13 protein-coding genes are annotated in these 20162 nt (G+C 68.2%); 5 read left to right on the top strand and 8 right to left on the bottom strand.

The window, feature by feature from the left end:
• Nucleotides 1-112: 112 nt before the first annotated feature.
• Genes recC through recD form a run of 3 tightly spaced genes read left to right on the top strand, consistent with a single transcriptional unit; the run spans nucleotide 113 to nucleotide 8426 of the window.
• Nucleotides 113-3409 (top strand): exodeoxyribonuclease V subunit gamma, encoded by a 3297-nt coding sequence (recC, locus tag AC5Y30_RS10995; protein WP_499918156.1) that lies wholly within the window; start codon nucleotides 113-115, stop codon nucleotides 3407-3409.
• Entirely contained in the window at nucleotides 3409-6711 is a 3303-nt protein-coding gene (gene recB / locus AC5Y30_RS10990; RefSeq protein ID WP_499918265.1) for an exodeoxyribonuclease V subunit beta, read from the top strand. Before recC ends, recB begins: the two co-directional genes overlap by 1 nt.
• An 11-nt stretch (nucleotides 6712-6722) precedes the next feature.
• Nucleotides 6723-8426, top strand: a complete 1704-nt coding sequence (recD, locus tag AC5Y30_RS10985) for an exodeoxyribonuclease V subunit alpha (RefSeq protein ID WP_499918264.1) — start codon at nucleotides 6723-6725, stop codon at nucleotides 8424-8426.
• Here recD and AC5Y30_RS10980 read toward each other — a convergent pair.
• Together AC5Y30_RS10980 and AC5Y30_RS10975 are read right to left on the bottom strand one after the other, a co-directional pair.
• Nucleotides 8413-8982, bottom strand: coding sequence for a phospholipase D-like domain-containing protein (locus AC5Y30_RS10980; RefSeq protein ID WP_499918155.1), 570 nt, complete (start codon nucleotides 8980-8982; stop codon nucleotides 8413-8415). The two genes, recD and AC5Y30_RS10980, sit on opposite strands and share 14 nt — an antisense overlap.
• Before the next feature lie 13 nt (nucleotides 8983-8995).
• Nucleotides 8996-10090, bottom strand: coding sequence for a T6SS phospholipase effector Tle1-like catalytic domain-containing protein (locus tag AC5Y30_RS10975; protein WP_499918154.1), 1095 nt, complete (start codon nucleotides 10088-10090; stop codon nucleotides 8996-8998).
• Between the two features lie 95 nt (nucleotides 10091-10185).
• On the opposite strand from AC5Y30_RS10975, the gene AC5Y30_RS10970 reads away from it, so the two are divergent.
• Nucleotides 10186-10920: a TVP38/TMEM64 family protein gene (locus AC5Y30_RS10970; RefSeq protein ID WP_499918153.1), complete on the top strand. Its 735-nt coding sequence runs from the start codon at nucleotides 10186-10188 to the stop codon at nucleotides 10918-10920.
• A gap of 50 nt (nucleotides 10921-10970) precedes the next feature.
• Nucleotides 10971-12221, top strand: coding sequence for an HNH endonuclease signature motif containing protein (locus AC5Y30_RS10965; RefSeq protein ID WP_499918151.1), 1251 nt, complete (start codon nucleotides 10971-10973; stop codon nucleotides 12219-12221).
• Between the two features lie 19 nt (nucleotides 12222-12240).
• On the opposite strand, the gene AC5Y30_RS10960 is transcribed toward AC5Y30_RS10965, so the two are convergent.
• The 6 genes from AC5Y30_RS10960 to AC5Y30_RS10935 all read right to left on the bottom strand — a co-directional run bounded on the left by AC5Y30_RS10960 (nucleotide 12241) and on the right by AC5Y30_RS10935 (nucleotide 20159).
• On the bottom strand, nucleotides 12241-13791 hold the full coding sequence (locus AC5Y30_RS10960) for an MCE family protein (RefSeq protein ID WP_499918150.1): 1551 nt from the start codon (nucleotides 13789-13791) through the stop codon (nucleotides 12241-12243).
• A gap of 3 nt (nucleotides 13792-13794) precedes the next feature.
• On the bottom strand, nucleotides 13795-14892 hold the full coding sequence (locus AC5Y30_RS10955) for a virulence factor Mce family protein (protein ID WP_499918263.1): 1098 nt from the start codon (nucleotides 14890-14892) through the stop codon (nucleotides 13795-13797).
• A 77-nt stretch (nucleotides 14893-14969) separates the two neighbouring features.
• Nucleotides 14970-16469: a virulence factor Mce family protein gene (locus AC5Y30_RS10950; protein WP_499918149.1), complete on the bottom strand. Its 1500-nt coding sequence runs from the start codon at nucleotides 16467-16469 to the stop codon at nucleotides 14970-14972.
• Nucleotides 16466-17923, bottom strand: coding sequence for a virulence factor Mce family protein (locus AC5Y30_RS10945; RefSeq protein ID WP_499918148.1), 1458 nt, complete (start codon nucleotides 17921-17923; stop codon nucleotides 16466-16468). The genes AC5Y30_RS10950 and AC5Y30_RS10945 overlap by 4 nt, the downstream gene beginning before the upstream one ends.
• On the bottom strand, nucleotides 17920-18951 hold the full coding sequence (locus AC5Y30_RS10940; RefSeq protein WP_499918147.1) for an MCE family protein: 1032 nt from the start codon (nucleotides 18949-18951) through the stop codon (nucleotides 17920-17922). The genes AC5Y30_RS10945 and AC5Y30_RS10940 overlap by 4 nt, the downstream gene beginning before the upstream one ends.
• Nucleotides 18948-20159 carry an MCE family protein gene (locus tag AC5Y30_RS10935; protein WP_499918146.1) on the bottom strand — a complete coding sequence of 404 codons (1212 nt, stop codon included), beginning with the start codon at nucleotides 20157-20159 and terminating at the stop codon, nucleotides 18948-18950. Before AC5Y30_RS10935 ends, AC5Y30_RS10940 begins: the two co-directional genes overlap by 4 nt.
• Nucleotides 20160-20162: the final 3 nt, after the last annotated feature.

Genomic DNA, 20162 nt, shown 5'->3' with positions numbered 1-20162 from the left:
CCCTCCACTAGCTGTTTCACGGATCAACCGGCCTGGCATGGCACCGATTCCCACGGATGCCGCGCCCTAAGCGCCCACTCTCGTCGGTGTCGGGGTTTATCGTGACAGCGCAATGCCGCTTCATCTTCACCGCGCCGAGCGCACGGATCTGCTGGCCGACGGTCTCGGCGCCCTGCTGGCCAACCCGCTGCCCGACCCGTTCGCCACCGAACTCGTCGTCGTGCCGGCGCGCGGGGTGGAACGCTGGCTGAGTCAGCGGTTGTCGCACGTGCTGGGTGCGCGTGGCGGTGACGGGGTGTGCGCCGGGGTGGCGTTCCGCAGTCCGGGCTCGTTGATCGCCGAACTCACCGGCACGGCCGACAATGATCCCTGGTCGCCGGACGCCATGGCCTGGCCGCTGCTCGAGGCGATCGACTGCTCGCTGGACGAACCGTGGTGCCGCACGCTGGCCATGCATGTCGGCCACTTCCACACCGGCGCGGAGGCCGAGCTGCGCCGGGGCCGCCGCTACGAGGTGGCACGCAGGCTGGCCGGCCTGTTCGACTCCTACGCGCGCCAGCGCCCGCAACTGCTCGTCGACTGGGGCAACGGCGACCCCGGCGAGCTCGACGAGGACCTGCGCTGGCAGCCCGAGCTGTGGCAAGCGCTGGTGGCGCGGGTCGCCGCCGACCCCCCACACATCCGGCACGCCAAGGCCATCGCGCGGCTGCGCGAGGCGCCCGGCGAGCTACCCCCTCGGCTGTCGCTGTTCGGGCACACCCGCCTGACCCGCACCGACGTCGAGCTGCTGGACGCGGTGGCCGCCCACCACGACCTGCATCTGTGGCTACCGCACCCGAGCGAGGAGCTGTGGCGCGCACTGGCCGGCAGCCAGGGCGCGATCCGCCGGCGCGAGGACGTCAGCCACCGCGCGGTGTCCCACCCGCTGCTCGCGACCCTGGGACGAGACCTGCGGGAGCTGCAACGCAGCCTGCCGGCGGATCCGGTGACCGACGACTATCTGTCCGGCGACGTGCGCCCGGACACGCTGCTCGGCTGGTTGCAGTCCGACATCGCCGCCAATGCCGTTCGCCCACTTGGCCGCACGATGCGAGCCGACGACCGATCGGTGCAGATTCACAACTGCCACGGCCCGGCCCGCCAGGTCGATGTGCTGCGCGAGGTGCTGCTCGGCCTGTTGCAGGACGACCCGACGCTTCAGCCGCGCGACATCCTGGTGATGTGCCCGGACATCGAGACCTACGCGCCGCTGATCATGGCCGACTTCGGCCTGGGCGACGTGGTGCACGGCGCCCATCCCGCCCACCAGCTGCGAGTCCGGCTGGCCGACCGCTCCCCGATCCAGACCAATCCCCTGCTCGGCGTGGCCGCGCAACTGCTGGCCCTGGCGGCCGGACGGGTGACGGCCAGCGAGGTGCTCGACCTGGCCCAGTCCCCGCCGGTGCGGGCCCGGTTCGGCTTCACCGATGACGACCTAGAGGCCATCACCCGCTGGGTCCGGCAGGCGAACATCCGCTGGGGGCTGGACCAGGAGCATCGGCGGCCCTACCACGTCGACTTCGTGCACAACACATGGCGTTTCGGCATCGACCGGATACTGGCCGGCGTCGCGATGTCCGACGATTCGAACGCATGGATCGACGCGACGCTGCCGCTGGACGACGTCAGCAGCAACCGCGTCCAATTGGCCGGCCATTTCGCCGAATTCGTCGCACGGCTGCAGCACGTCCTCGACTCGCTTTCCGGAACCCGCCCGCTGACCGAGTGGCTGGACTGCCTCACCGAGGGCATCGCGCTGCTGACGCACGTCCGCGATGCGGACGCATGGCAGACCGGTCAGATGCAACGCGAGTTCGCCCAGACGGTTGCCCAGGCCGGACCCCGGGCCGGAACCGCGCTGCGGCTTCCCGACATTCGCGCGCTGCTCAGCCACCGCCTGGCCGGTCGACCGACGCGGGCCAACTTCCGCACCGGCACCCTGACGGTGTGCACCATGGTGCCGATGCGCTCGGTGCCGCACCGGGTGGTGTGCCTGGTCGGGCTGGACGACGGGCTGTTCCCACGGCTCGGCGTCGTCGACGGCGACGACGCGCTGGCCCGGTGCCCGATGACCGGCGAGCGCGACATCCGTTCGGAGGACCGGCAATTGCTGCTCGACGCGATCGGCGCGGCCACCGAGAAACTGGTGATCACCTACACCGGCGCCAACGAATATTCGGGCCAGCCGCGTCCACCGGCGGTGCCGCTGGCCGAACTCCTGGACAGCCTCGACGTCACCACCCCGACCAAGGTGCGTGCCCACATCGTCGTCGAGCATCCGTTGCAGCCGTATGACATTCGCAATGTCATTCCCGGCGCCCTGGCCGGCGACGAGCCGTTCAGTTTCGACCCCACGGTGCTGCGTGCGGCGCGCGCGGCCACCGGCGAGCACCGCGAACGCCCGAGATTCATCTCCGCGCCCTTGCCGGCACCGCCGGCCGCCGACGTCATCCTCGCCGACCTGGTCGCCTTCTTCAAAGACCCGGTGAAGGGCTTCTTCCGCGCGCTGGAATTCACGCTGCCCTATGACGTCGACGGCGTGCAGGACGCGATGCCGGTCGACATCGACGGCCTCGAAGAATGGACGGTCGGCGACCGGATGCTGGGCGACATGCTGCGTGCAATGACTCCGGACGACGCGCGGCAGGCCGAGTGGCGGCGCGGCACGCTGCCGCCGGGCCAGCTGGGCTGGCGCAAGGTCACCGAGATCCGCGACCAGGCAGCGCTGTTGGCGCGCGAGGCGCTGGGCCATAGGCAAGGGCACGATCACGGCGCCGCATACGATGTCGACATCGACGTGGGCGGCGGGCGGCGGCTGACCGGCACGGTGTCGCCGGTGTACGGCGATCGCACGGTATCGGTGACGTATTCGCGCCTCGACGGCAAACATCTGCTCGAATCATGGATTTCCTTGCTGGCCTTGGCCGCCCATGATCCCGACCGGGACTGGTCGGCGGTGTGTGTGGGCCGCATGCGCAGGGGCGCCGGCACCCGGGTCGAGGGGCTGGGCCCGCCGCGCGACCGTGCGCAGTCCGTCGAGGTGCTGCGCGAGCTGGTGACTATCTACGACGCAGGCCGGCGTGAGCCAATCCCGTTGCCCATCAAGACATCCTATGCCTGGGCGGCCGCCCGGTATGGCGGCGACGACCCGGTGACCGAGGCGCGGTACCGATGGAGATCCACCGACCGCGTCCCGGGCGAGGATCAGGCCCCCGCTCACGCGCGGGCGTGGGGCAAGGGCGCGGCGCTGGACGAGCTGATGGCGCCCGTGCGCCCGGGCGAGGAGTGCGACGGCGAGGACAACCGGCTCGGTGCCTACGCCGCGCGGGTCTGGCTGCCGATGCTGCGCGCCGAGAGGAAGCCCACGTGATGCAGCGCTTCGACCTGCTGGGTGCGCTTCCGGCCGAACGCTCCACCACCGTGCTGGAGGCCAGCGCGGGAACCGGGAAGACTTTCGCGTTGGCCGGTCTGGTCACGCGGTACATCGCCGACGGGGCCGCGACACTGGACCAGATGCTGCTCATCACGTTCGGCCGCGCCGCCAGCCAGGAGCTACGCGAACGCGTCCGCTGCCAAATGGTCGATGCCGTAAAGGCTTTCGCCGATCCGTCGACCGTCGGCGACAACCAGGTGGTTGCCCACCTGCTGGACGGCACCGACGAGCAGCGCGCGGCGCGCCGACAGCGCCTTCGCGACGCGCTGGCCGGCTTCGATGCGGCGACGATCGCCACGACCCACCAGTTCTGCCAACTGGTGCTGCGCTCGCTCGGCGTGGCCGGCGACACGGCGGCCAGCGTGACACTGCTCGACAGCCTCGACGACCTGGTGACCGAGATCGTCGACGACCTGTACCTGGCGCACTTCGGCCAGGAGCGCGACGACCCGGCGCTGCACTACCGCGAGGCGCTGCGACTGGCACGCGCGGTCGTGAACAATCCGTCGACCGAGCTGCGGCCGCGCGACCCGGATCCCGATTCGCGGGCCGCCGCCAGTGTGAAGTTCGCCAAAGATGTTCTGGCCGAGCTTGATACGCGCAAGCGCCGGCTTGGCGTCCTCGGCTATGACGACCTGCTGATCCGGCTCGCCGACGCGCTGGCCACCGACGACTCCCCCGCCCGGCTGCGCATGCACCAACGCTGGCCCATCGTCATGGTCGACGAGTTCCAGGACACCGACCCGGTGCAGTGGCAGGTGATCGACCGGGCCTTCAGCGGCCGTTCCACCCTGATCCTCATCGGTGATCCGAAGCAGGCGATCTACGCGTTTCGCGGCGGTGACATCGTGACCTATCTGCGGGCGGCCCAGTCGGCGGGCGAGCGCAGGACGCTGGACACGAACTGGCGCAGCGACTCCGCGTTGCTGCAGCGGCTGCAGGTGGTGCTGCGCGGCGCCCAACTGGGCGACCCCGCGATCGTGGTGAACGACGTGGACGCGCAGCACCGCGGTCATCGGCTCGCCGGCGCACCGCACAACGATCCGTTCCGGCTGCGCGTGGTCGCGCGAAAGACGTTGGGGCGTCGCGGTGTTCAGAACCTGCCGATCGACGAGGTGCGCGAGCACATCGGCGCCGATCTCGCGTCGGACATCCGGGCGCTGCTGGCCGGCGGGGCGACGTTCGACGGCAGACCACTGCAGGCCCGCGACATCGCCGTGATCGTGGAGAAGCACCGCGACGCGCACGCGTGCTTCAAGGCGCTCTGTGCGGCGGGTGTGCCGGCGGTGTACACGGGCAACTCCGACGTGTTCACCTCCGAGGCCGCCGAGGATTGGCTGTGCCTGCTGGAGGCCTTCGACCAACCGCACCGGCCCGGGATGGTGCGGGCGGCCGCCGCGACGATGTTCTTCGGCGAGACCGCCGAATCGCTGGCCGCCGGCGGCGACGCTCTCACGGACCGGGTCGCGAAAACCCTGCGGGAGTGGGCCGGTCACGCCCGCGAGCGCGGGGTGGCGGCAATCTTCGAGGCCGCTCAATTGCTGGGCATGGGCAACCGCGTGCTCGCCTGGCGGGGCGGTGAGCGGCACATGACCGACCTGGCGCACCTCACCCAGCTGCTGCAGGACGTCGCGCACCGCAACCACTACAGCCTGCCCGCGCTGCGCGATTGGCTGCGCCGGCAGCGTGACGAGCGCGGCGGCGCGCCGGAACGCAATCGCCGGCTCGACAGCGACGCCGCTGCCGTGCAGGTCATGACCGTCTTCGTCAGCAAGGGCCTGCAGTACCCCATCGTGTATCTGCCGTTCGCGTTCAACCGCAACACCCAGGACAGCGACGTGGTGCTGTTCCACGACGAGGACGGCACGCGCTGCCTGCACGTCGGCGGCAAGGACAGCCCCGACTTCAAAGCCGATGAGCGGCTGGGGCGTAAGGAGGACGCCAGCGACGACAGCCGGTTGACCTACGTCGCGCTGACCAGGGCCCAGTCCCAGGTGGTGGCGTGGTGGTCGCCGGCGTACTACGAACCCCACGGTGGGCTGTCGCGGCTGCTGCGCGGTCGCCGGCCCGGCGAACCGGTGGTGCCGGACCGATGCGAGCCCGCCCGGATCTCCGACGACGACGCGGTAGCCCGGCTGCGGGAGTGGGAGGCGGCGGGCGGGCCGGTGATCGAGGAATCGGTGGTGGCGCCTGCCCCGTCGCTGCCCGCCGAGCCGATGGTTGAACGCCTGGCGAACCGGCATTTCCACCGCGCCATCGACACCGGCTGGCGGCGCACCTCGTATTCCGGTTTGATCCGGGCGGCGCAGGCCAGCGGGGTGAGCAGCGAACCCGAAATCGGCGAACTCGACGACGAAGTCGCCGACATCCCCTTGGTGTCGGCGGCGGCCGGGCCCGACGTGGCCTCGCCGATGGCCGACCTGCCGGCGGGCGCCACGTTCGGCACCCTGGTGCACGCCGTGCTGGAGACGGCCGACCCGTTGGCCGCGGACCTGGCCGCCGAACTCGAGGCGCAGATCCGGGCGCACTCGGCGTGGTGGCCGGTCGCCGCGGCCCCCGAGGAGCTGGCGGCGGCGATGGTGCCGATGCACGATACGCCGCTGGGCCCGTTGACGGGTGGCAGGACGCTGCGCCAGATCGGTTTGCCGGACCGGTTGCGCGAACTGGACTTTGAGCTTCCCCTGGCGGGCGGTGACCGCCGCTCGACGGCACCGGAGGTCCGGCTCGCGGATCTGGCGCCGCTGCTGCGCGCCCACCTGCCGGGCGACGATGTGCTGGCGTCGTATGCCGACCGGCTGGCCGAACCCGGCCTCGGCGATCAGTCGCTGCGGGGATACCTCACCGGGTCGATCGACGCCGTGCTCCGCGTCCCCGACGGATCTGGCCACCGCTTCGTGGTGGTGGATTACAAGACCAACCGGCTCGGAGACCCCGAACGACCGCTCACCGCCGCCGACTACGACCGGTCACGGATGGCCGAGGCGATGTTGCACTCGGACTATCCGCTGCAGGCCCTGCTGTATTGCGCCGTGCTGCATAGGTTTTTGCGGTGGCGGTTGAGCGATTACGATCCGGGCCGGCATCTCGGCGGCGTCCTCTACCTCTTCGTGCGGGGAATGTGCGGCGCAGACACGCCCGTGCTCGAGGGCCACCCGGCGGGCGTCTTCGACTGGCGCCCGCCGTGGCCGTTGATCGCGGCCCTGTCGGACCTGCTCGATGCCCAGGGGGTGGCCGCGTGACGGTGGAGGTCATGTCCGCGACCGGGCTGCTGCGCACCTTCAGCGACGCCGGCGTATTCGAGCCCGCCGATATCCATGTGGCGCAACGGCTTACCGCGCTGACCGGCGAATCCGATGAGCGGGTGGCGCTCGCGGTCGCTGTGGTGGTGCGCGCGCTGCGGGGTGGTTCGGTCTGCGTCGATCTGCGCGCGGTGCACGCCCAGATCGAGGAGGCCGACCTGCCCTGGCCCGACGCCGACGATTGGATCGCGACAGTGCGGGCGAGCGCATTGCTCGGGTCGCCGCCCGTGCTGCGATTGTTCGGCGACCTGCTGTATTTCGACAGGTACTGGCTCGAGGAGGAGCAGGTGTGCACCGATCTGCTGGCCCTGTCGGTGACCCCGTCGGCCGTCGAATCGACCAGCTACGAAAGGCTTTTCGGTCCCGGCTACGAGGAACAGCGGGCGGCCGCCGAGGTCGCGGTCACGCAGGCGCTGACGGTGTTGACGGGCGGGCCCGGCACCGGCAAGACCACCACGGTCGCCCGCCTGCTCGCCCTGCTGGTCGAACAGGCGGAGCGTGCCGGTCTGCCGCGACCGCGGATTGCGCTGGCCGCGCCGACCGGCAAGGCGGCGGCGCGGCTGGCCGAGGCGGTGGCCGCGGGGAGCGAGGAGCTCGCCGCGGCGGACAGGGCGCGGCTGACCGGCCTGGCCGGAACCACGCTGCATCGACTCCTGGGTCCCCGGCCGGACACCTCGGTGCGCTTCAAGCACAATCGCGGTAATCGACTACCGCACGACGTCATCGTGGTCGACGAGACGTCGATGGTGTCGTTGACGATGATGGCCCGGCTGGTCGAGGCGGTCCGGCCGAACACCCGGCTGATTCTGGTCGGCGACCCCGACCAGTTGGCCTCGGTCGAAGCCGGTGCCGTGCTGGCCGATCTGGTGGACGGGCTGGCCGCCCGCGATGACGTGCGGGTCGCGGCCCTGCACACCCCGCACCGATACGGCACGTCGATCGGCGCCCTGGCCGAGGCGATCCGGGTCGGCTACGCGGACCATGTCGTGCAGTTGCTGGCGGCCGGCGGCGAACACATCGAGTGGGTCGACTCCGAGCGCCCGGCCGAGCGGCTGCGCGAGGTGCTGGTCGCTCACGCGCTGCGGCTGCGCTCGGCCGCCCTGCTGGGCGCGGCGGTGGAGGCGTTGGCGACGCTGGACGAGCATCGGCTGTTGTGCGCCCACCGCGCGGGACCCTACGGGGCGGCGCACTGGAACACGCAGGTGCACAAGTGGATTGCCGAAGCGACCGGCCAGCCTGCCTGGTCGCAGTGGTATGCCGGTCGACCCTTGCTGGTGACGGCGAACGACTACGGGCTGCGCCTCTACAACGGCGACACCGGCGTGACGGTGGCCGCCGCGGACGGTCTGCGCGCCGTCGTCGCCGGCGCCACCGGGCCGCTGGACTTCGCGACCAGCCGCCTCGGCGAGGTGGAGACGATGCATGCCATGACCATCCACAAGAGCCAGGGCAGCCAGGCCGACGAGGTGACGGTGCTGATACCGCCGGAAGATTCGCGTCTGCTGACGCGAGAATTGTTCTACACGGCGGTGACCCGGGCGAAGACCAAGGTGCGGGTGGCCGGGCCCGAGGCGTCGATCCGGGCGGCGATCCAACGCCGGGCGGTGCGGGCCACCGGAATGCGGCGGCGTCTGCGGTCGTTCAGCCCGCGGTAGGGGCGCTAGCGGTTCGGGCCTTCGCGGCCATCTGCTTGAGCATGCTGTCGTGGATGATGTCGATGCGTGAGCGCGCCTCCGCGCACACGTACGGATCGCGGATCACGGTGAGTTGGTTGTCCTGCTTGGATTCCCCGCCCGTGGACCAGTTGGTCGACCCGGTGATGACGTCGACGCCGTCGATGATAACCATCTTCAGATGCATGATCGCCGACTTCTCGCTGTGCCCGATTGCGATGCTATTGCCGATCTTGTCGTTGAGCCACGGGGCCAGCAGCGGACGCTCGGCGGCTCCCGCGGCTTGTGTCGAGTCGAGACTCATTTGTACATAGACCTTTTCGTCGTTCAACGCGGACTGCAGCACCGCGTTGAGCTCCGCGTCGTCGAATCCGTACATCGCCACGATGATGCTCTTGCTGGCCGACGTCAACAAGGCCTTGAGTGCCTCGTGCACCTGGTCGACGGGACTGTAGAAGGTTCGCGTGGTATCGGGATAGCCGGGCGGAAACGGCGCCGCTTTGAACTTGTCCAGTTCGGTCAGCGAACTCAGGGCCATGACGGTTGCTCCTTCACAACGCGAGAGAGATCCAGTCTGCCGGGTCGGCGCTGAGCCGCTGCTGCTCGGCGCTGAGATCCGGTAGGTAACTTGGGTTGTCGCGGCGGCGCAGCAGAACGCTGGGATGCACCAGCGCGTCGGGGCCCATCGGCCGGCGCCGGCGGCCGAGCAGGTACCACAATCTGCCGTTGTCGTGCAGCGGTGCGTCCGCGAAGTCCTCCGCCACCACACACTGCCGCCGGTAGGCAGCGGCATCGAGCGCCAGCTCGCCGACGATTCCGTCGGTGACCCATTTCAGGGCGATCGTGGCAAGCCGGTGGTCGGGCATGAACGTGCCGCCGACGTCGGCGTGCACGCCGGCGAACCAGCGCTCCTGAAGTCCCACCGGATGCCGTTCGACGAGGTATTCGCGATAGGGACGGCGACGTTCGTCGATCGACACGGCGTGGCGAATCCGCGCCACATTGGGCAGCGCGCGGGTGTAGGGCCACTCCAGCGAGCCGAACCCCATGAAGCCGGCCGCTTTTACTGTGTCCCACAGCCCCAGGTATGCGACCGGCACCGCGTAGTGCGACAACTGCTCCGGGTCGCGTTGATGCACCATCGAGAACTGTGGCTCGCGATCGGTGCGCCAGCAGAAGGCGCGGCCGAACTCGTCCCATTCGGCATGCTGATCCTTAGTGAATTTCCCATTGATCGCGTACTTTTCGATCGCATAGCCGAGCAAGTTCTCCGAACCGGGCCGCATGAGTCCAGGCCTCACCAACATGCCTGCCAGCGCGCGCGCCGTGTACGAGCCGCGGCTGAAGCCGAAAATATAGACCGCGTCCCCGGGACGCCAATGCTGCATCAGATACCGGTAGGCCTGCGCAACATTGTCTTTCAGGCCGATGCCGAATGCCTGCTCGAACAATAGAGACAGGGTGCGAGTGACACGCCAATGCGCCGACGGAGGCGCCAGTGTGCCGACACCGGGGTCGTAGTAAGCGAGCTGGCTGGCGGGATCGTCCTTCTGAACCATCTCGAAGATCTTGGCGACATTAGTGAGATTGCCGGCCCCGATTTGGTTGGCGGTGCCGTCAAAGCAGATGACAATCCGCTTTCCCATATGCGGCACTCTACGGTGATGACGTCCGCACCGGGCCGAGTTGGAAACAGCCGGGTGCGTCCAGCGCGAGGCGGTGCGGAACAATCATGGCCGACATGGACGACAGTGACGGTCCCCCACCGACATCGCGACGGGTTCACGTCGTGCGGCTCGCGGTGTTCGCCGGGTTTCTGGCCGTGGTCTTCTATCTGGTGGCTGTCGCGCGGGTGATCGATATCGACGAGATCCGGCGCGTCGTGTCGGCGACCGGTCCCGCGGCGCCACTGACCTACGTCGTGCTCTCGGCGATGTTGGGCGCCTTGTTCGTCCCGGGATCGATTCTGGCCGCGGGCAGCGGGTTGTTGTTCGGTCCGTTGGTGGGCGTCTTCGTGACGCTCGGCGCGACGGTGGGCACCGCGATCGTCGCGAGCTTTGTCGGCCGGCGAGCCGGCCGGGCCAGCGCCCGGGGCCTGCTCGGGGACCAACGTGCCGACCGCTTCGACGCGCTGATCGAGCGGCACGGGTTGTGGGCGGTCGTCGGGCAGCGCTTCGTCCCCGGCATCTCAGATGCGTTGGCCTCGTACACGTTCGGCGCCTTCGGCGTTCCCGTGTGGCAGATGGCGGTTGGCTCTTTCATCGGGTCGGCGCCGCGGGCGTTCGTCTACACCGCGCTGGGCGCCTCGATCGGGAATCGGTCATCGCCGTTGGCGTACGCGGCGATCGCGGTGTGGTGCGTCACCGCCGTCGTCGGCGCGTTCGCCGCGCATCGCGGGTACCGCAACTGGCGCCGGCACGGCCGTGCGGACGACGAGGACGACGGTGCGCCAGAGGCGAATTCGGAAACTCGCTAGCGGGGATCGGGCGGACCGAACTTGTCGGAGGGGGCTGTCATGATGTCGTTATGTCCCCGACCGTGATGGCAGCCAGTGTCGAAGTGCGCCCGAAGGATCGTCTTGAGGTGCTGTTCGAGGAGATGGCGGAGTTAGCCGGTCAGCGCAACGCGATTGATGGGCGCATGGTGGAGATCGTGGCCGAGATCGATCGTGACGGGCTGTGTGGCATGACGGGCGCGCGGTCGGTGCCGGCGTTGGTGGCCTGGAAGTTGGGCTGTTCGTCGGCGAACGCCCACACGATCAGCACGGTTGCGCGCCGGTCGGCGGACTTCCCGCGTTGCGTCCAGGGCCTGCGGGAGGGTCGGTTGTCGCTGGATCAGGTCGGGGTCATCGCGGCGCGCGGTGGTGAGGGATCTGACGAGCACTATGCGCAGTTGGCGGCGGTCGCCACAGTCAATCAGTTGCGTACGGCGGTCACGCTGGAACCGCGGCCCGACCCCGCACCGCGGCCAGAACAGCAGGCAGCGATCACCAAGACCGGCGACGAGTGGGGCAGCCGCTATCGGATCACACTTGGCCATCATGACGCCGCGAAGTTCGACGCCGCCTTGGCGTCGCATCGGGATGCGCTGATCGCCGAGTGGAAACACGATCACGACACCGGCGACGGCGCTTCGGACACCGCGCCGCCGGTGCCGGGGAGCGCCGAGGCGTTCATGCGGCTGGTCGAGGCCGGCTGGGATGCTGAGGCCGCGCGGCGCCCGCACGGGCAGCACACCACCGTGGTGGTACACCTCGATGTCGAGCAGCGCGCCGCGGCGCTGCATCTGGGTCCGCTGCTGACCGAGGCCGAGCGGCGTTATCTGACTTGTGATGCCACCTGCGAGATCTGGTTCGAACGTCACGGCGAGGTGATCGGTGCGGGCCGGTCGACTCGGGTGATCAATCGGCGGCTGCGCCGCGCGCTGGAGTATCGCGACCGCACGTGCGTGGTGCCCGGGTGTGGGGCCACGCGTGGCCTGCACGCCCATCACATGCGGCACTGGGAAGACGGCGGCCCCACCGAACTGTCCAACCTGGCGCTGCTGTGCCCGTACCACCACCGGCTGCACCATCGTGGCGCCATCACCATCACCGGACCTGCACACGCCCCCACCGTCACCGACGACGCCGGCCGATCACTGGCCCCGGGATCGCTGGCGCGCCCACCCACTTCGCCCGCGCCCGCGGTCCCGCCCTGCCGTGGGCCTCTCGGCGAGCGCGCCGACTGGTGGTGGTACACACCGTTCCAACCACAACCGCCACCGACAACCAACTAGCGCTGGTCGCCCGTCGCCGTCACCCCGCCGAGCCCAGCATCGTCTTCCACCCCTCGTCTCCGATGTTGGTCGAATTCGCAACGGAATAGACCACACCGTCGGGGCCCACGACCTTGCCGCTGCGCACGTCGTACAGCGCGGTGGGCAGGGTGTTGGGCGTGTAGGTGCACGGGTTGGGCTGCTGCCCATTGCACAAGACGCTGCCCGATCCGGGACGCTGCAGCGGGTCGCTTTTCGGCGGCGGTGTGCCCGGCACCTGATCGGCGGGCGCGGGGTTGAGGCCGTTGTTGACCGACGGCGCCGGGATCACCAGCCCCGGTTTCACCGGCTGGTCGCAACGCGCGCCCGGCGCGGGACACGTCAGTATCTGATTCGGGTCGCCATACCAGGGGTTGGTGCCGGCCGGCACGTACGGTTCGGTGCTGCGACATTCCCGCGGCGTCGCCGCCCGCTTTCCCGGTACGTCCACACATGGGTAATTGCGCGCTCCGCGAACAACATTCGTCGCATCCATCGGGATCTTGCAGTAGGTGCCTGCCGGGAGCGGGGCGGTGCTGGTATCCGCGGGAGCCCGCCACTCCGATGCCGGCAGGAAGCCGGTCAGGCACGGCGGCGGCTGGTTGAGCGAGATGGCGCCGACGCCGAGCGCTGCCTGCCCGGGAAACTGTGCGGTCACCGACTGAGCGATCGCACCCGACTGGGGTAAGAACACCAACGCCTGCTCGACGCCGTTGTGATAGCGCTTGAGCATGTCGATCACGACCTCGAGATTGGCCAAGGTCTGCGGCAACGACTCCCGCACGTCGCCGAACGTGCTGTTCACCTGCGCGGCCGTCGGCGCCGCGTTGGTCAAGATGCTGCGCACCGCCTGATCGGACTGCGCGGTCTGTGCGGTCAGCGTGTTCAGATTGGCGGCCCAACGACCAATCGTGTCAGCGGAATCCGCCTGACTGTCGATGATGGGCGCCGAACGTCCGATGATGTCGTCGACATCGTCGATACTCCCCCGGAAGTCGTGGGCGATCGCCTGGGTGGCGTCGACCAGGCGTCGCAGGGATGGCCCCAGGCCGCCCACGGCCTGTGACGTCTCGTAGAGCAGCGAGGCGATCTTGTCTTTGGGTAGCACCACGAGGCCACGGTTGGCGGCGTCCAGCGCGGGACCGATCTGGCTGGGAACGGTGCTTTTGCTGATCGTCTGACCGTTCGCCAGGTACGGACCCCGGCCGGCGGTCGATACCAGGTCGATGTATTGCTCACCCACCGCCGAGACCGAATGCACATTGGCCGATGCGTCGGCCGGTATGCGGTATCCGTCCTCGATGCTCATCGTCGCGCGCGCGCCGCGCTGGGTCGGTTCGACGCGGATGACCTTGCCGATGGTGATTCCCCGGTATGTGACGTTGGCAGTTCGGTACAGGCCCCCGGACTGGGGCAATTCGGCATAGAGGGTGTAACGACCGACGCCGACCAGGCTCGGTATCCGAAGGTAATACCAGCCGAGAACCACCACGGCGGCCACCGCCACCGCCGTCAGAAGCATCAGCTGGGTTTTGATCAAGCGGGGCAACATCTTTCATTCGCCCCTTTCCACCAGCGGCCCGCCGGGGGCGTCATTGGGATTGGGCGTGTAGCGGACGTCCGGGATCATGGTGTCCGGATTCCGCCCCCACGATTGCTCGAGCGCCCGCAGCGCACCGGAGAATCCCGTACCGGTCAGCGTCGTGTTGTCGATGGTGGACAGCGTCAGGTCGAGCGCGCCGGAAACATTGACGTAGTCACCGCGGATCACCTGGGAGACGTCGTCGATATTGAACGGCGCCGTGAGACCCAGCTTCAGCGCGCCGGCGATGAACGGAGAGGCGAGAACGAGTTGGCGTAGCGGTCGCTGCAGCGACTGCAGGCTGCGGTAGAGGTTGGGCCGGGTGTCGGCCAGCGCCCGGTTGGCGGCGCTGCTGAATCGCCCAAGGGATTCGGTGGCGTCGGCGAACAGTTCTCGGGTGTCGGCGAAATGCTGGATCAGCGGCGGGATGTCGGTCAGGACCCGGTCCAGCGTGTCCTTGCGGTTCGCGAAGATCCTCAGGAGTTCGTTGCTCGAATCGATTGCGCGCGTGAGGTCGTCGCGTTGACGGCTCAAACCGGTGATGAAAGTGTCCAGCCGACCGAGGAATTCGCGGATCTGATCGGCGCGGCCGTCGAGGATGTTGACGACCTCGGATTGGATCGCGTCGAGGTTGGCGATGCCGCCGCCGTTGAGGATCACCGCGACGCTTGCCAACGTCCGTTCGACGGTGGGGTACGCCGAGGAACTCCTCAAGGGGATCGTGTCGCCGCTTCTCAGTTGCTGCGCGGACGGGTTTTTCGGCGCGGCCAGCTCCACGTGCTGCGTGCCCAGCAGGCTGGTCTGGCCGATCTTCGCGGTTGCATTCGCCGGCAGCTTCACGCCCGGATCGAGGTCCAGCCGAACAGTCGCGATCCAGTTCTTCAGGGTGATGGCACGGACCGTGCCGACCCACACGTCGGCGACCCTCACCCGGCTATTGGTGTTGAGCGCCAACGTGTCTGGCATCTGCACGTAAATGGTCATGTGGTCACTGCCGGTGCCGTGGCCGACCGGGAGCGGCATGTCGGCGATGCCCCGCCAATGGCAGGACGCCAACATCGTCCCGGCCATTAGGAACGCCAGTGCGCGGCGGACCACTCCGATGACGCGCCGCCGCCCCGCCGGTCGGCTCGGCACGCCGCTCGCGCTCACCGGCCCGGCCCCGGCTGCGCGGGCCGCGGAAACCACGGCGGGGACGGCGGATTCGACTCGTCATAGGCGTTGGGCGGGCCGGGTGCGTTGGTCCCCGGCGGTGGCAGCGCGATGTCCTGACCGCCCACCAGCTCGGCGAGCGATTCGGCGGTGAGCATGTTGGCGGTGGCCGGCTGGACCTGCGTGCCCTGCATCCCGGGCGCGACCACCCAGCCCGGCTCGTGGTTGCCGTACGAAAAGGGGGTGTCGCGCGAGAAGATCCCCGGAACGGTGGTGTCTTTGTATCCGGGCGGCGGGCGCAGCCGGTCTTCGGAGTACGCGACTTCCTTGGGCAGCGTGGCCGCGGAGTTGAACGGGTTCAGGCTGGCCGGCAGGTAGTTGAACTTGATGGTGTCCAGCACCGGGGCCAGATACTGTGCGCACAGCTCGGCCGAGTCCTGATACCCCAGCCGGCTGCCGGCCTGAATCGCACTGCAGATGAAATGAATCGGGTTGGCGAAGTTGGGAAAGACGAACAACCCCACCAGCGAGCTGTGGGCGGGCTGGTAGAGGTTGTTGAAGTTGCCCGCGAAGGTGGGCAGCACGTGTAGGGCGGTTTCCAGCCCATTTCGCGGCTCGGGTTGCAGGATCGTGGTGGTCACGTCAGCGAGGTTGTCGACATCGTGAGTGAGGTCGGCGCCGTTGTCGTGCAGGAACTTTCGGGCTGCATCGAGTACGTCGTCGAGGTGGGTGATGGTGTCGCTCACGTCGTGATCGGACTTGGTGAACCAGTCGGTGAACTGAGCCAGGTTGTCGTTGAGTGCGACGAACTGTTGCTTGTGCTGGTATAGCGCGGTGACGAACTGCGCCAGGCTTTTGGTGATGGCGACGAAGTCCCCCCGGCCCTCGTTGAGCGCGGTCAGCGCCTGCGACAAGCTGTTCAGGGTGTCGTTGATCTGCTTGCCCTTGCCGGCCAGGTTCTCGGCGGCCGACTCGATGATGTCGCCGAACGGCCCCGCCGGCTGCTGGGGTGTCGGGCCGAGCTGCCGCAGGATCCCATTGATTGAGTCCCGCAACTGATCCCACTCGACGGGCACCTGAGTGCGCTCGATCGGGATGACCGCGCCGTTTTTCAGCACCGGGCCGCCGGTGTAGGGCGGGGACAGCTGGATGGTGCGCGAGGCCACCAGGCTCGGGTTGAGAATCGATGCGGTGGCCTTGGCGGGCACTTTGTATTTGTTGTTGTAGTGCAACGTGACTCGCATCTTGTCGCCGGCCGGCTCGATCTTGTCGATCGATCCCACCCGGACACCCATGATCTGAACTCGATCGCCTGGGTAGAGGGCCAGGGTCTCGGAGAAGTACGCGACGACCGTCGTGGTGGTGAGTTTTCGGTAGAGCTGCACTCCGGCGACCGCCGCGATGAAGACGAAGGCCGCCGCCAGCGCCGCGACGACCAGTACCCGCGCGGACACGTTGGGCAGTCGCAGGTTGCGGATGTCGAAGATGGTGCTCATCGGTCGCTACCCCCTCGGTCCTGGGTCGGACCGGCCGGGCGAAGGCCCTCGGTGCGCGCCCCCGGTGGCGCATGCTCCGGAAGCGGCACCGCGGTGCCGGGAACGTCCGGCGGCGCCTCGCCCGGCCGGGCCGCGCTCGGGATACCGGGGGTCGGCGGCAGCCCGTCAGGCTTAGGCGGCGACGCCCCGACGTCCAGCGGCGCCGGAAAGCCGCCGAGGACGGCGCCGAACGGGCCCTGGTCGGAAAGCGCGCACGGCAACGGGTTTCCGGGCCGCGGCGGGCTATCGGGCGCCGGTGTGTACGAACAGGGCGATCCCGGCGGTACGGCCGGTCCCGGATGGTCCGGGGTGCCCTCCAGCACCGGCGGGCCCGGCGGGGGTGCGCCATTGGGAAACCGGGTGCCGTTCGGGTCGGGCCAGCGGAATGCCGGCAGCCCGGCGCTGCGCCAGAAGTTCTCCGGGTCGATGCCCCGCTTCTTGAACGCCGCGTCGAGCCACGGCTGAAGCACCTGCGCCGGAACCAGATTCGCCACGATCGCCTTGAAGAACGGACCGGACGCGACGGCTTCGGTCAGGGCCGCGGTGTATCTGCTGACCAGCACGAGCACATCGGACAGTTCCTTCTTCCGCTTGACCAGCTCGTCGCTGACCGTGCCCAGCTGCTGCAGCACACGGTGTGCATTGGGGTTTTCCTTGATGAATCCGGACACCTGCGTCGACACCGCTGACACGTTGCTCAGCAGGATGCTCAGCGCCTGGCTGCGCTGCCGGAAGGCGGCCAGCAGGGTGTCGGCGTCGACCAACAAACTGTCGACCTGTTGGCTGCGGTCGCCGAGTACGCGAGTGATCTTGTCGGCGTTGGCCAGCAGCTGCTTGATCTGAGCGTCCCGATTGCCGATGGTGCCGGAGAATTTGGAGACACCGTCCAGAGCCGCCTTCAGGTGCGGGGCGGTCTGATCGAACGTCTCCGACAAGACGTGCAACGACCGTTTGACGACGTCGATGTTCCAGTCCGTCGCCGCCTTCGTGACATCGACGAACGCGTCGTAGATCTGATACGGGGTGGTGGTCTGCCCGGAAGGGATGATTCCGTTGGGCCGCAGCGAATCCGAACCACGGGGCTGGATCGCCATGTTCTTGCGCCCGAGGAAGGTGTCGGTGCGGATCGCGGCGCGGCTTTGCGTCCCGATCGTCTTGCCGGGCATCGAAAAGCCAACCAGGACCTTGTCGCCGCTGATCACCAGCGAGCGCACCAAACCGACGTTGACGCCGGCGATCTCCACCTTGTCGCCGACGCTGATACCGCCGGTGTCGGCGAATTGCGCGTAATAGGTCGGGGTGGCGAACAGGATCGGCACGCTGGTGAAGCTCTGCCCCACACCGACGACGAGCAACGTCACCAGCGCGCCCATCAGACCGACACGCGTCCGGTTGAACTCCGTCAGGGTTCTCACTGCGGGGTGCACCTTCCGGTCGGCTGCCCGAAGAGCTTGATCGTGCGTACCGGGCCGCCCGGCTGCAATCCGTTGACCTTGATCGAGAGGTCACACAGGTAGAAGTTGTAGAAGTCGCCGTAAATGCCGCCGGCACGGCCGATTACGCGGAACGCGCCCGGGAGTTTTCCCAGCACGTCGTCAACCGTCGGAAGGTCGCTGATCAGCGACTGCTGGATGCCCTCGAGGTGGCCGAGCGTGTCGTGCAGCGGTGGCCGGTCCTCGCTCAACAGGCCGGCCACCGTTCCCGCGGCGTCGCTGATGTGTGCGGCGGCCGCGGCCAGCGGATCGGCCCTGTTCTTCAATCCGGTGATGAGCAATTCCAGCTTGTCGACCGTTCGATCGAACTCCTTCTCGTGCTTGACGGTGGTGGCCAGCACCGTGCTCAAATTGTTGATCACCTCGCCGATCGCCTTGTCGCGGTCGGCCAGCGCCCCGGTGAGTGCCGCGGTCTGGTCGAGGATGTCGTTGATCGTGGCACCTTGTCCCTGGAACACGGTGATGATCGACTGGGCGATGCTGTTGACCTTGTTTGGGTCCAACGCCTTGAACAGCGGCCGGAACCCGCCGATCAGTGCGTCGAGGTCGAGCGCCGGCTGGGTGTGTTCGAGCGGGATCTCGCCGCCGGGGGCCAGCCGCTGGCCGCTCTCGCCGCGTTTGAGCTCCAGGTAGCGGTCACCGATGAGGTTGAGGTAGCGAATCGACGCGGTCGTCGCGCGGTCCAGGGTCAATGAGCGATCCACGTTGAACTCCACCAACACCCGGGTGTCGCCGTCGGTCAACGTCACCTTGGCGACCTTGCCGACTTCCACCCCCGACGCGCGTACGAATTGCCCGGCCCGTAGCCCGCTCGCGTCGGTGAACACCGCGGAGTATCCGGTGGTGCGATCGAATCGCACCTGGCCGAACACGATGATGATCATCACGGTGAACATCGCCAGCACTGACCAGAAGACGCCGAGTTTTACTGCTGTACCAGTGATTTTCATGGGTTGATCGTGTTCTCCCCGAATTGGCGTCCCCAGACGTATTCGGTGGCCAGCGGCTGGCCGAGCCCGAAGTGGTTGTAGGGCGCGAGGCTGGCGCCGGTGTCCATCACCAGATACGGGGCGGGCCACAAGTCCCGGGTGATCTTCTGCCAGCAGCCGGGCCGGCCGCCGGGGCCGCCGTGAGCGTTGACCCGCGGCAGGTTATCCGGATAGACATAGGGATTGGGCGCACCGATGATCGATCCGGCCGCGGCCAACGAATAGCCGTTGCCGCCAGCCGCTTTCGCGACTTCCGGAGCGGCGTCGTGGAAGTTGCGGATCATGCAGAACAGTTCGGGGCTGTAGGTGTCTAGCAGGTCGGCCGTCGGCACCAGATCCGCGGCGCCGCGGGAAAGGTACGGTCCCCCGCGGGTGAAGATGTCCTCGCCGTTGCGACCGACGCCCACCGCCGCCAGCAGCGCGGCGTCCAGGTCGCCCTGTTGCCTGGTCAGGGTGCGTGCGGTGGTCACCGCGTTGTGCAGGAAGTCCCACAAGTCCGGTGAGGCCTTGGTGTAGACGTCGGCCAGGTCCGCCAATCGCTGTACTTCATACCGGATTTGAGGCATCCGCGGGTTCAGCTGGGCCAGGATGGCGTTGCCGTTGACGATGGATTCACCGAACCTGCTTCCCAGCCCGTCCAGCGCCTGCGCCAGCGCGGACAACGTCGCGTTCAGCTCGATCGGACTCACTTTCTCGGATATCGAGGTGACCGTCTCGAACAGCGTGTTGAATTCGGTGGTCACCGAGCGCGCGTCGATAACATCATGCGGCGAGATGCGCTGTCGCGACGCATTTTCCGGCGCGATCAGCGACACATACTTGTTGCCGAACAGCGTCGCCGCCTCGATGTTGGCCACGACGTTCGCCGGAATAAGCGTGACGTAGCGCGGATTCACGTCCAGCACCAGCTTGGCGGCCGGGGCGCCGTCACGCTCGATCTCCGAAATGGCGGCGACCCGGCCGATCTCGACTCCGTTGTAGGTGACCTTGGATCCCGGCTCCATCACCAGGCCCGCCCGGGTAGCGACCATCGTCAGCTCGGTCTTCGGGGTGAAGTCCCCGCGAAATTGTAGATATACCAGCGCCAGAACCAGTCCGCAGACCAACAGCAGGACGACGCCCTCGACGTACACCCAGGCGCGTCGACCCTTCCGCGGCACCGGCGTCATCGG

It is taken from the genome of Mycobacterium sp. NGS27, assembly GCF_059813005.1.
This window is presented reverse-complemented; position numbering and strand designations above follow the sequence as displayed.

Bases quoted from the DNA above. Each gene is read 5' to 3' on its own strand.
- recC (WP_499918156.1), top strand. From the start codon at position 113: ATGCCGCTTCATCTTCACCGCGCCGAGCGCACGGATCTGCTGGCCGAC.
- recB (WP_499918265.1), top strand. From the start codon at position 3,409: ATGCAGCGCTTCGACCTGCTGGGTGCGCTTCCGGCCGAACGCTCCACC.
- recD (WP_499918264.1), top strand. From the start codon at position 6,723: ATGTCCGCGACCGGGCTGCTGCGCACCTTCAGCGACGCCGGCGTATTC.
- AC5Y30_RS10980 (WP_499918155.1), bottom strand. From the start codon at position 8,982: ATGGCCCTGAGTTCGCTGACCGAACTGGACAAGTTCAAAGCGGCGCCG.
- AC5Y30_RS10975 (WP_499918154.1), bottom strand. From the start codon at position 10,090: ATGGGAAAGCGGATTGTCATCTGCTTTGACGGCACCGCCAACCAAATC.
- AC5Y30_RS10970 (WP_499918153.1), top strand. From the start codon at position 10,186: ATGGACGACAGTGACGGTCCCCCACCGACATCGCGACGGGTTCACGTC.
- AC5Y30_RS10965 (WP_499918151.1), top strand. From the start codon at position 10,971: ATGTCCCCGACCGTGATGGCAGCCAGTGTCGAAGTGCGCCCGAAGGAT.
- AC5Y30_RS10960 (WP_499918150.1), bottom strand. From the start codon at position 13,791: ATGTTGCCCCGCTTGATCAAAACCCAGCTGATGCTTCTGACGGCGGTG.
- AC5Y30_RS10955 (WP_499918263.1), bottom strand. From the start codon at position 14,892: ATGGCCGGGACGATGTTGGCGTCCTGCCATTGGCGGGGCATCGCCGAC.
- AC5Y30_RS10950 (WP_499918149.1), bottom strand. From the start codon at position 16,469: ATGAGCACCATCTTCGACATCCGCAACCTGCGACTGCCCAACGTGTCC.
- AC5Y30_RS10940 (WP_499918147.1), bottom strand. From the start codon at position 18,951: ATGAAAATCACTGGTACAGCAGTAAAACTCGGCGTCTTCTGGTCAGTG.
- AC5Y30_RS10935 (WP_499918146.1), bottom strand. From the start codon at position 20,159: ATGACGCCGGTGCCGCGGAAGGGTCGACGCGCCTGGGTGTACGTCGAG.